This window comes from Castellaniella sp. (assembly GCF_041675725.1).
Taxonomy (GTDB): Bacteria; Pseudomonadota; Gammaproteobacteria; order Burkholderiales; family Burkholderiaceae_B; genus Castellaniella.
Genome location: NZ_JBAYTI010000077.1, coordinates 1 through 11,057, shown reverse-complemented (window position 1 = coordinate 11,057; position 11,057 = coordinate 1). Strand labels below are relative to the sequence as shown.

The following is an 11,057-nucleotide window of genomic DNA, read 5'->3' as shown; positions in this document are numbered from 1 at the left end:
CTCACCTCGATTCAGTATCTGCTGTCGGGCGCGGATTATTCCGCCTGGCACCGCATCGATGCCGACGAAGTCTGGTCCTTTCATGCTGGCGCCGCCCTGGCGCTGCACGCCTGGGATGCTAGAGGCAATGTCATGACGACTACTCTCGTGGGCGATCCTCGCAGCCATCCAGGAGCGCGGTTCCAGGCCGTGGTTCCGGCGGGTGCCTGGTTCGCAGCCGAACTGCTGCCTGCAGCGAGTCCGGCCGCTCGTTGGCCAAACCCGGCCCCATTCGCGCTGGTCGGATGCGTGGTCGCGCCGGGCTTCGAGTTCGCGGGCTTTGAGCTGGCTGGTGAAGCCGATATGGCGCCCGCCGTGCGCACCCACGGCGACTGGGTGCGCCGCCTGCTCAAGGCACCGCCTTCTGCCTGAGGATATCGCCGATGGCCGGCAACGCGTTCAGTGCGGCGGGCGGCAGCTGCGCGTCCGTGTCGGCGTAGGGCGGCGATGCGGCATCGGCCGTTCCGACGATGAGGCGTCCGACCATGCCTGCGTGCTCGTGAGGGATGCAGTAGTAGTCATAGACGCCAGGTACGTCAAACGTCATGGCAAACGATTCGCCCGGCATCAGGTAGTCCGAGTTCCAGCTCTTGGCCTGCGCGGGGATGCGCAGGGGCTTGCCGTTGTCGGGGTGGTAGGCAGTGGTGGTGTGCACATTCCCCTTGTCCCGGTTGACCCAACGTACTGTCTGGCCGGGCTGTATGAGAATGGCACGCGGCCGAAACCACACTTCCGAACCGTTGGCGGTGCCTGACAGGGCGATCTCGACCTCGTCGGCAGCCCGTGCCGTGCGCAGCAGCACGGCCGAGAGCAACAGACCGCCCCCGGCCGACAGAATCTGCCGGCGGCGGGGGTCATGGGCGAAAGCCATCATTCGGCCACCCGGCTTTCCTGATCAGCCGGAATGTTCCAGAGCACGATGTGTACGTGCGGTTCCGCCACGCCCGGATGGCCGGCGTTGTACATCATATCCACGTGATCCACCGTGCCGGCCGGTGCTTTCAGGTCGGCCAGATTCATGTCCGGCGTCATTATGGACAAGGGCACCATGTACGTGGTGCTGACGAGCTTGCCGTCGTGGTCATACCCCAGGAATGGGCCTGCGGGCAGCGTATCGGGGTCGACGAACAGCTGACCCAGCCCGGGGATGAAGTCGGGCAGCTTGACTAGTGAGCTGACGGCAGCATAGGGCGCCGCAGGGGGGGCGCTGAGGACGTCGTCGCCGGCGGCGAGCGCGCTCGTGCTGCCAACGGACAGGGACAGGCCGACGACGGTGGCGGTGGTGGCCAGGAGGGATGCGAGTTTCATGATGGATGCTCCTTCGATTGAATGACAAGGCGGCAACACGCCGCTTCATCCATTGGATGCAGCCGATCAGCAAAACGTGACAAGCGGGTTGGATGAAGGTGATTTTTCGGGGTCTGTATGCTTCAATAGGCTCAAAACGCAGGGGATTCACCATGGACACGTTGACCGAGCCCGCCGTGGCGCAGGATATCGTATTGTTTCAGCAGGCCGCCGAGGGCGATCTGGCCGCGTTCAACCAATTGATGCGGCGATACAACCAGCGCCTGTACCGCAGCGCCCGCAGCATCTTGCATAATGAAATGGATGCCGAAGAAGCCGTACAGGAAGCCTGGTGGAAAGCCTACAATCACCTGCAGGATTTCCGCGCCGAGGCACGGCCCACCACTTGGCTCACGCGCATCGTGGTCAACGAAGCCCTCATGCGCCTGCGGCGAAACAAATCCCGCGAAGCCGTCATCCAATTGGTAGAGACCGATTCTTCAGAAACCCCCATGTCCGCCGATTTTCCCGACGTCCCATTGCCCGCCGACATGCAGCCCGAGCATCAGGTCTGGCGTGCGGAGCTGCGCGCCCTGATCGAGCAGCAGATCGATGCCCTGCCCGACCTGTATCGGGCGGTATTCATGCTGCGCGGCGTCGAGGGCCTGTCTTCGGCCGAGGTCGCCGTGATTCTCGATATCCCGGAGACCACCGTTCGCGTGCGCTACATGCGTGCCCGGCAACAGCTGCAATGGGCCCTGAAGGCGCCTTTCAACGACAGCCTGGCCGAAGCCTTCTCGTTTGCCGGCGAGCGCTGCGACCGCATCGTGGCAGGCGTACACAGGCGCATGCGCGAAGCGGGCATCCTGCAAGGAGACTGATATGAAACCCGTCGTTGCCATGAACAAGCCCATCGCCGTGCAGCTCGAGGCGGGCAAAGAATACCACTGGTGTCGCTGCGGGCGGTCCAAGAACCAGCCCTTTTGCGATGGCTCGCACCGTGGCACCGGCTTCACGCCCCTCGCGTTCACGGCCGAAAAAGACGGCGAAGCCTGGCTGTGCCGTTGCAAGCAAACGCACAAGGCGCCGTATTGCGATGGCCATCACCGTCAGGTTCCCGACGCGATGGTCGGCAAGGAATTCTCCCTCGAAGCAGCGGCGCCAGCCGATGCGCCCGCCGCTGCGGGCCCGGCCGATACGGCGCCGGTCGCCGCCGCCGATGCGGCACCAGATACGGCCCGTGCGGCAGATGCCATGCCGGCTGCAGTGCCCACGCCCGAAGAACCCACGGTCGCTTTCATTCACCGCCTGGCGCGCGAAGGCCTGTCCACGATGGGGCCGTATGGTGTCATGGACGCCATGGGCGTGCCGCGCAGCCAGCTGCCCGACTGGAACGACATCCAGTTCATGACCGCACAGCTGGCGCGCCAGCCGCTCATGGAAGACGTGCCGGTGCACACCGGGCTGGTCATTGGGCCCGAGGCCAGAAAGCCGCTGCAGCTGGATCTTCCACTGCTGGTCAGCGACATGAGCTTTGGCGCGTTATCCGAAGAGGCCAAGTTGTCGCTGGCGCGCGGGGCCGAACTGGCAGGTACCGGCATATGCTCGGGCGAAGGCGGCATGCTGCCCGAAGAACAGCAGGCCAATCGGCGCTATCTGTACGAGTACGCCTCGGCCCGGTTCGGCTATGACGACGCCTTGCTGCCGCTGGTGCAGGCGTTCCATTTCAAGTGCGGGCAGTCGGCCAAGACCGGTACCGGCGGGCACCTGCCCGGGCGCAAGGTCACCGGCCGCATCGCACAGATCCGCAAGTTGCCCGAAGGGCTGAATGCCGATTCGCCGCCTACCTTTACCGATCTGCACACGGTGGATGATTTCGCCCGCTTTGCCGGCCACGTGCGCGAGTGCACCGGCGGCATCCCCGTTGGCTTCAAGCTCAGCGCGCAGCACATCGAACGCGATATCGAATTCGCCGTGCGGGCCGGGGCCGACTACATCATCCTGGATGGCCGCGGTGGCGGCACGGGCGATGCGCCGCTGATGTTCCGCGATCACATTTCCGTGCCGACCATCCCGGCCCTGGCCCGTGCCCGGCACTGCCTGGATCGGCTCGGGGCCAGCGGGCGGGTCACCTTGATCATCACGGGGGGGCTGCGCACGCATACGGATTTTGCCAAAGCGCTGGCCTTGGGCGCCGATGGCATTGCGCTGGCGAACTCGGCCATGCAGGCCATCGGCTGTATCGCGGCGCGGATCTGCCACACCAATCTGTGCCCCACCGGGATCGCCACGCAAGACCCCGAACTGCGCAAGCGCCTGAATGTCGACGTGGCCTCCAAGCGTCTGGCCACTTTCCTGCAGGCCAGCGTCCAGCTGATGCAGGTGCTGGCCCGCGCCTGCGGCCATGACCGGCTGGATCAGTTCAATCAGGATGACCTGGCCAGCTGGCACAAGCCCATCGCAGAACTGGCCGGCATCGAATGGTCGGGTTTCATGCCCGAGCGCTGAGGCATCTGGCCCCTGGCGCGGCGCGCAGCCGCCGGGGCGGGTCGTGGTGGTGGGCCGCCAGACGGCTTTGCTGTTGGCCTGGGGGCTTTGCTGTTGGCCTGGGTTGTCAGGCCGATCGCCCCCGCTGGGCATGGCGCCGTTCGTGCAGCGCACGGACCTCTTCGGCCAGGCCAGGCACGGGGCCGGCCACCGGGACAGTAGGTACGATGTCCTGGATAGGCAGGGCGCGCACCGGGGGCAGGCCGGCTTTCATTTCATTGAGCCAGCCAATCAGCTGGCGGGAAGAGCTCACGTACACGATGCGGCCCAGGCCCACCCAGCCGTGTGCAGCTGCGCACATGGGGCAATGCTCTCCAGACGTATACACGGTGGTTGCTGCCCGGTCTGCCGGGCTCAGGTGGGTGGCAGCCCAGCGTGCGATCTCGAATTCCGGGTGGCGCGTGTGATCCCCGCCGGCCACCCGGTTGCGGTCTTCGAAGAGGATCTCGCCCTGTGCCGATACCAGCACGGAACCGAATGGCTCATCGCCGGCGTCCAGGGCCTCGCGGGCCAGTTCGACACAGCGTTTCAGATAGGGTAGATCGGATTCGGCGATCATGGCGGCCTCCAGAGTGGTTGTGCATGGTGTGACTCTACCTGAGAGGAACGATCCATTCATGGCTGGCCATCAGGAATTACCCTATTCAAGTAAAAAATGTTTTGACTTGAACATTTCCGAGTGAAAAAATCGCCACCTGTGCTTGACAAAACCGTGTGGAGTGCATGGTTGTGCCAGCAGACGAGAAGCCAAAACCCGGAGAGATCATCATGATCTTTGCTCCATATCCACCCACTGGATAGTATCAATTCCACCCCTTTTCCGGGGGGCGGTTCCAACCACGCAACATGTCGAGATCACCCAGCACGACACGTGTCCAAAACGATGTCGTGGGGATGATGTGTTGCCGTTCGACTTTTCTTTCAAGGTGAGGCGTTCATGAACAATCAGAAAGACATCCTCGGCAAGAGGGCAGGCGGCCTGGGTGGATCGGGTCGTTGCACCCTGCCGGGCCTGCTTGGGCTTCTGCTGCTTCTGGGGTTGCCGGCGGGGACCCAGGCTCAGGTATGGGCGATAGAAGGCTTGCCCTGGCAGTTCCAGACATCGGCCGACCAGGCGAACAAGGCCATTGTGCTGGACATCATGGAGCGCAAAAAGGGCGGTTATTACGATGCCTTCGAGGTCAACAACTACGTCAACAACTACAACACCACGAATATCGAGCGGCAATTCAATTGTGGCGTGTCGGCGATGGCCTCCGGCAATGTGGCCGACACCACCCAGAGCGCCCAAGTGTCTTCGCCCAACACCGCCAATACCAGTGGCAACAGTGCAGACGCGGCGGGCAACAGCAGTACGACGACGACCGACGCCGGATATGGCTGGCAGGCTGGCTCGGGCACGCAATCGAGCACGGACCAGAGCAACAAGGGCGACGTCGATGCCGGCGTGTACGGCTCCCCGAGCCGGGCGTCGTCGGGGCCCATCAATGCCAGTGGCGGGTATAGCCGCCAGGCCCTGAATGTGTCACAGAGCAACAGCGGCAAGCAGGTCGCCTACGTGACAGGAAGCGTTGGTTGCGATTTCGGTTCGGGCATGGCCCTGAACTGATGTCCGTTGACCGAACATGTTTGATAGCGATCCGACCCAAGGGGCCTTTCTCATGAAAACCACACGCTTTGCGCTGAACGACTGTACACCCGTATCCAAGCCCGATCATTGGCGCTGGGTGCGCCATGCAAGCCTGATCTGTTTGTTTGCCCTGGGTGGATGCGCACCCATGATGAGCATGCATCGCCAGGCGCCCGATGAGGCCCCTGTCATCCAGGGGTCGGCGCCCCGCGGCAACCGCACGCCGGTGGACGGTGCATTCGTCTGCCTGGCCAATGAACTTCGGGCCCGCCACCGGCCGCGCCTGGCCATTGCGGTGGGCGACGTCAAAGACTACACCGGCAAATACAGCCAGAACGATGGCAGCGCGATCACCCAGGGTGGCGCCCTGATGGTGTACTCGGCACTGGGCAAAATGGGCAACACCATTCAGCTTCAGGAGCGCTTCGATACCCGCATTGCCGAGCTCGAGCTGGCCTACATTGACCGGCGCCAACTGGGGGACGGCAGCTCGCATCCGCTGCAGACGCCGCAAGGCACGCAGGCCGTGCCCTGGGTGCCTTATTTTGGCGGCACCATCCTGCGCTCCGATTACTACATCGTGGGCGGCATCACCGAACTCAATTACAACATCCAGTCCAATGGCGGTCAGGTCCTGATTGGCGGCGTAGGCCCCAAGGCGCGCACCTTTACCATGAGCATCGGGATCGACCTGCGCATCATCGACACCAAGACCCTGGTGGTCGTGGATACGGTCAGCCTGCAGAAGCAGATCGTCGGCTTTGAAGTGGGGTTCGACACCTTCCGTTTCTGGAATGACAACCTGTTCGACATCAACATCGGTGCCAAGAACATGGAACCGCTTCAGCTGGGGGTACGGGCCACCTTGGAGCAGGGTGTTCTGGATCTGCTGGGGGCCGTCAATGACATCGATCCGCAACCGTGCCTGGATCAGGCCATGCAGGCGCATGGCCCGTCCACAGCGGCAGCCCCGGCGGCGGGTCCGCAGGCTGCGGCGGGTGCCCCGCAGGCCGAGCCGATCGCATCGGAGCAGGCGGCCAGCGCCGCGCCCGTGCCGATTGAAACGGTGGCCAATGCCGCACCCATCACCACGGGATCCACGTATCAGGTGGCGTATGAGTTCGGGGATCCGGGCATCAGCCAGCAGTCGGCGTCGGCGATTGGCAACATCGTGGCCGCCGCCGCCCTGAAGAAACCGGTGGAGATCCAGATCATCGCCCGGGATACCGAAAATTGGTCGCCCATCAAGCGACAGGAACTGACCGGCCAGCGTATCCGCAACCTGCGCGATGCGCTGGCCATGCGCGGGATCCACCCGGCGCGGGTGGTCACCGCGTGGGAACCCGCCATGTCGGATACATCGATCCGGCGCGACGGCGCCGGCTATCAGATTTTTGCGCTCGTCAAGATCATGCCCTGATGGCCTCTATCACGCATCGAACAAGATTGTTGAACATTATCGGGAGGGAATAATCGGTTGAGTCGTGTGGAAAACAGTGGTTTGAATTCAATCCAACAGCCATCCAGCAGCTTGTCGCGGCGGTGCCTCGCCTCGGCGAATGGCGACAGAACGTCGGCATCACGCTGGTTTGAGCGGAGAAAAATATGAGTAAAACATGCAAAAGTAAAAGGCGCGGTCATGCCGCCCGCACGGCTGCGGGCGTCTCGGGGCTGACCGTCATCATGGGCCTGCTGAATGCTGCTCTGGCCGGCGACGTGACGGTGGACATGAACATGCCGGTTCAGCCGGTCATCACCAACCCAGGTACCTCATTCGACATTGGCAATTCCCAATGGAAGACAGAGTCCGTTTCTGGGGCGATCACCGGATCCCCCTTTGCGTCCAGTGGGTTCCCCGACGTCACGGCGTTCGACAATGAGGTGTCGGCCCAGGCGGTGAGCAACAGCTCGCTCAATAGCCTGGTCATCAGCGCGGCGATGTCCTCCCCGGATTTTTCGGTGGCGTCGGCACAAAGCACGCCATTGGGCAGCGCCGCCACGGTCACGGCAGCAGTGTCTGGCGCTCCGCTGGTCCGCATCGACTTCACGGTGCCGTTGGTCAACGTCACGGTCGATCAGAACCGCGCAAACGCCGCGGCAACCATCAACACAACGACGATATCTGCCGAGGATTCGAGCACCGGCGGCTTTGCGGCTCCAGTAGCGGGTTCATCGCAACTCAATGCCAATTCAACCACGGACACTGTAAAGGCGTCCGGCAATGCGACGCTCACGAACAGCCAGTATGCCCGCAACGCCGGCGCGGCGAATGGCTCTGGCGCCCATGTGACGGGTGCCAGTATCCTCGTCCAGATTCCAACGGGTTCATGGAACGTGCATGACTCATCCAAGTCGATCACCGTGACGGATAATTCCGTACAGGCCCAGTTCCTGGGCAATGACAGTACGATCCAGTATGTGGGGGCGCGCCAGTCGATGGATGGCAGTCTCATGGTCACCAGCCTGCAGGACAATGTCGAAACCGGAAACTCGCCAGGCCATACCGCATCGATTGCCGGCAGCGGGGTGTCCATCGACGTGGCCACGAACCAGATGGATGCCATGGCGGTGGTCAGCAAGCAAACGTTTCAAGCGGGATCGGTCGGCAATCAGGCGGCAAACGGCATCGATCTGGATGTGTCGGGGGCATTGACCCCTGCGACTCCTCACACACCGACTGTCAACCTGGTGGCCGCCAATGGCAACCTGAATGCAGATGTCCAGCAGGCCGATCTGGCTATCGTCAATGCGCAGCGCAACAGCGGCGCCCGGCTGAGCTCCGACATCGATGCCAGCGACATCGTGTTCAAGGGTAAGGGCGGCGGCGGGCAGGTCACGCTCAGCGACAACGAATCGCTTGCATCGGCCTCCGGCAATGTGGCCGAAAACGCCGTTGCCGTGGATGCGGTCGGCTTGGATGGGCTGGGTGCCGCGGTGGTCAATGGTCAGGTGAATCGCAATACGGTCATCCAGGCCCACAATGACACGGACATCCAGGCCAATCCCACCAGTTCGCATGGGGGGTCGATCACCATTGCCGATAACAGGGTGGCGGCGCTTGCCGCTGGCAGCAGCGCGTCCAATGCCCTTGACTTGTCCTCGTCGACCCAGCTGGCGGTGGCGTCGCCGGTGGTGGCCAGCACGCAGTGGTCCAATTCGCAGATTGCTGCACAGGCCGACGGGTCGACCGGTATTCACATCACCATGTCCGGCCTCGGGAATGCGGGCCCGTTCGTGGTCAGCCACAATACATACCAGGCCCTGGCCACCCATAACCAGGCGACCAATGAACTCGAACTCGAGTCCGCCTCGGGGACGGCCGTGGACGGTGCGCGCTTGACCAATACGCAGACGGTGAATCGCGGCGCTTCAACGAGCGCGAGCGTGACGTCATCGACGCCGATCGCCGTTCATCAAGGCGTAAATTCAGGTCGGTTTACGGTGGCCGAAAATACTGCGGAAAGCCAGGCGCTCAGCAATGCAGCCGACAACAGCCTGGCAATGATCGCCACGGCAGGTCCGCTCGCTGCGTTGGATACGGGGCTGGCGAATCGCCAGACCAACGCGGGTTCGGTGCACGCCGACACCCACCTGCCGGCCCCGGATACCAATGGGGTCCGGGGGGATTCAGGGTTGGGCGGCACGCATACGGTGGCCGACAACGTGGCATCCAGCCAGGCGCTGGGCAATCTGGCAAGCAGTACCCTGGCATTCGATGCCGCCGCGGGGACGACGCAGATCAGGGGTGCCGATCTGTCCAGTGCGCAAGCCAATTCGGGTCTGGTGTCCGCCAGCACGACACTGGAGGGCGTGGCCGGGATCCAGAGCAACGGCAGCATGAATGGTTCATTTACCGTGGCTGGCAATGAGGCATCCAGCCAGGCGATCGGCAACCAGGTTGCCAATCGCCTGTCGGCAGCCGCCGGTACGGCGAACGAGGCGACGGGCGTTACCTTGGATAATGATCAGCTATCCGTGAAGCTGGGGGATGTGGTGACGGCCGCAACGACGGTCTCGGGTACCAGCGGGGTGCATACGGTCGCGGGCGCCAGCACCATGACGGGCGGTTACACCGTCACTGGCCTGCGGCGTGGCAGCGAGGCCCTGGCCAATCTCGCCGTCAACGAGCTGCAGACCCAGGGCACGACCTCGAATGAGTCGGATGTGGCGTTGTCGAACACCCAGGGCAATGGCGGAAATGTGTCGGCGAGCACGACGGTTTCAGACACCAGTGGCTTGGCGACCGCAGGTACGCTGCAGGGCAGCGCCCTTGTCGCGGACAACCTCACCTATAGCCAGGCGACGATCAATCAGGCAGCCAATACCGTTTCCAGTGCTTCCACGGCGGGATCCAGCACGCAGGACGCGTCGCTCTCCAACGTCCAGGCCAATCTGTTGGGGATTGTCACGGCGCGGACGACGGTGTCCGGTGTCAGCGGTATCCAGGCGGGTGATCTGCTCGGTGATGATGATGAGGCCACGGTGGCTGGTCAGACGGTCACCAGCATGGCCCGTGCCAATTCGGCGGACAACACCCTCGACTCGTCGGCCTTGACCGCGAACGACACGACGGCGCAACTGCGCAATCGGCAGAGCAATCTGTTAGGCCGTGTCACTGCGGTTACGGAGGGGTCCGGCACGATCGGCATCGCGTCCACTGGCGCCATCGATGGCTCGGCTGTGGTCACAGGCAATGTGTTCTCCAGCGAGGCGACGTCCAACCGGGCCGTCAACATACTGAGCACGTCCGCGCTGGCCGACAATACCAGTGACGTAGACTTGATCAGCGGGCAGGTGAACGGCTCCTCGGTCACGGCCCGTACCACTCTGACAGACTTGCTGGGCATACAAAGCGGGGGCGACATGGGCACTTCACCCATGGTATCGGACAACGCCGTCGCCAGCCAGGCCATCGCCAACCTGGCCTCCAACGCGGTGTCGGTGCGTTCGGTGTCGGGTTTGGACGCCGCGGCCAGCCTGACCAATGCCCAGGGGAATGCCGGTACGGTGCAGGCCACCACCTCATTGACCGAAGGGATCGGGGTCCAGGCGGCCACCGCCTTGAACGGGGTGGCCACGGTGGCAGACAACCGCGTGACCTCGCTGGCCATGGGGAACAATGCCTTGAATGCGCTCGACGCCCTGAGTACGGCTGCGCCGTTGTCGGCGTCGCTGGCCCTGAACAACGGCCAGGTGAACACCGCGTCGGTGACCTCTACGGTCCAGGGTTCTACGGACGGTGTTCTCCATGGGGTCAGCATGGGGCCTGGTGGCGCTGCGGTGGCGACGCTGGTGGGCAACACCGTCAGCAGTGGGGCCTACGGGAACTTTGCCCAGAACAGCCTGACGGCCCAGTCCATGGGGGTCATCACGGCCAGCGCCTCGCTGAGTTCCATCCAGTCCAATACGGGCAACATCACCGCCTCTGTCGTGAACGGCGGGGTGGCTTCCGTAGGCGGCCCGGGGTCTGCCGTCATCAGCGGCAACACGGTGAGTGCGACCGCCGTGGGCAACTTCTCCGCCAACAGCATGGTGGTGGGTCTCTGACGGTGCG

General features: G+C 63.4%; 9 protein-coding genes. 6 read left to right on the top strand and 3 right to left on the bottom strand.

Going from position 1 to position 11,057, the window contains the following annotated elements; genetic code table 11:
- Nucleotides 1–411 (top strand): cupin domain-containing protein (locus tag WCZ84_RS12425; protein WP_372686594.1); only part of this gene is annotated, 411 nt, incomplete at its 5' end.
- Here the strand turns inward: WCZ84_RS12425 and WCZ84_RS12420 are convergent.
- Nucleotides 389–913 (bottom strand): plastocyanin/azurin family copper-binding protein, encoded by a 525-nt coding sequence (locus tag WCZ84_RS12420; RefSeq protein ID WP_372686593.1) that lies wholly within the window; start codon nucleotides 911–913, stop codon nucleotides 389–391. The genes WCZ84_RS12425 and WCZ84_RS12420 overlap by 23 nt on opposite strands.
- Entirely contained in the window at nucleotides 910–1,347 is a 438-nt protein-coding gene (locus WCZ84_RS12415) for a DUF5602 domain-containing protein (RefSeq protein WP_372686592.1), read from the bottom strand. The genes WCZ84_RS12420 and WCZ84_RS12415 overlap by 4 nt, the downstream gene beginning before the upstream one ends.
- Nucleotides 1,348–1,499: 152 nt before the next feature.
- Between WCZ84_RS12415 and WCZ84_RS12410 the strand changes: the two genes are divergently transcribed.
- Entirely contained in the window at nucleotides 1,500–2,207 is a 708-nt protein-coding gene (locus tag WCZ84_RS12410) for an RNA polymerase sigma factor (RefSeq protein WP_372686591.1), read from the top strand.
- 1 nt (nucleotide 2,208) lies between these two features.
- The gene (locus WCZ84_RS12405) at nucleotides 2,209–3,834 is read left to right on the top strand and encodes a glutamate synthase-related protein (RefSeq protein WP_372686590.1); all 1,626 of its coding nucleotides are present in this window, start codon (nucleotides 2,209–2,211) and stop codon (nucleotides 3,832–3,834) included.
- A 106-nt stretch (nucleotides 3,835–3,940) separates the two neighbouring features.
- On the opposite strand, the gene WCZ84_RS12400 is transcribed toward WCZ84_RS12405, so the two are convergent.
- Nucleotides 3,941–4,432 carry a nucleoside deaminase gene (locus tag WCZ84_RS12400; RefSeq protein ID WP_372686589.1) on the bottom strand — a complete coding sequence of 164 codons (492 nt, stop codon included), beginning with the start codon at nucleotides 4,430–4,432 and terminating at the stop codon, nucleotides 3,941–3,943.
- 378 nt (nucleotides 4,433–4,810) lie between these two features.
- Between WCZ84_RS12400 and WCZ84_RS12395 the strand changes: the two genes are divergently transcribed.
- The 3 genes from WCZ84_RS12395 (at nucleotide 4,811) to WCZ84_RS12385 (ending at nucleotide 11,050) form a co-directional block, all read left to right on the top strand.
- Nucleotides 4,811–5,482: a hypothetical protein gene (locus WCZ84_RS12395; protein ID WP_372686588.1), complete on the top strand. Its 672-nt coding sequence runs from the start codon at nucleotides 4,811–4,813 to the stop codon at nucleotides 5,480–5,482.
- A gap of 52 nt (nucleotides 5,483–5,534) precedes the next feature.
- A complete protein-coding gene (locus WCZ84_RS12390) occupies nucleotides 5,535–6,923 on the top strand; it encodes a CsgG/HfaB family protein (RefSeq protein ID WP_372686587.1) in 1,389 nt (462 codons plus the stop codon).
- A 185-nt stretch (nucleotides 6,924–7,108) separates the two neighbouring features.
- Nucleotides 7,109–11,050 (top strand): beta strand repeat-containing protein, encoded by a 3,942-nt coding sequence (locus WCZ84_RS12385; RefSeq protein WP_372686586.1) that lies wholly within the window; start codon nucleotides 7,109–7,111, stop codon nucleotides 11,048–11,050.
- The last annotated feature ends 7 nt before the right edge of the window (nucleotides 11,051–11,057 follow it).

Bases quoted from the DNA above. Each gene is read 5' to 3' on its own strand.
- WCZ84_RS12420 (WP_372686593.1), bottom strand. From the start codon at position 913: ATGATGGCTTTCGCCCATGACCCCCGCCGCCGGCAGATTCTGTCGGCC.
- WCZ84_RS12400 (WP_372686589.1), bottom strand. From the start codon at position 4,432: ATGATCGCCGAATCCGATCTACCCTATCTGAAACGCTGTGTCGAACTG.
- WCZ84_RS12415 (WP_372686592.1), bottom strand. From the start codon at position 1,347: ATGAAACTCGCATCCCTCCTGGCCACCACCGCCACCGTCGTCGGCCTG.
- WCZ84_RS12385 (WP_372686586.1), top strand. From the start codon at position 7,109: ATGAGTAAAACATGCAAAAGTAAAAGGCGCGGTCATGCCGCCCGCACG.
- WCZ84_RS12410 (WP_372686591.1), top strand. From the start codon at position 1,500: ATGGACACGTTGACCGAGCCCGCCGTGGCGCAGGATATCGTATTGTTT.
- WCZ84_RS12405 (WP_372686590.1), top strand. From the start codon at position 2,209: ATGAAACCCGTCGTTGCCATGAACAAGCCCATCGCCGTGCAGCTCGAG.
- WCZ84_RS12395 (WP_372686588.1), top strand. From the start codon at position 4,811: ATGAACAATCAGAAAGACATCCTCGGCAAGAGGGCAGGCGGCCTGGGT.
- WCZ84_RS12390 (WP_372686587.1), top strand. From the start codon at position 5,535: ATGAAAACCACACGCTTTGCGCTGAACGACTGTACACCCGTATCCAAG.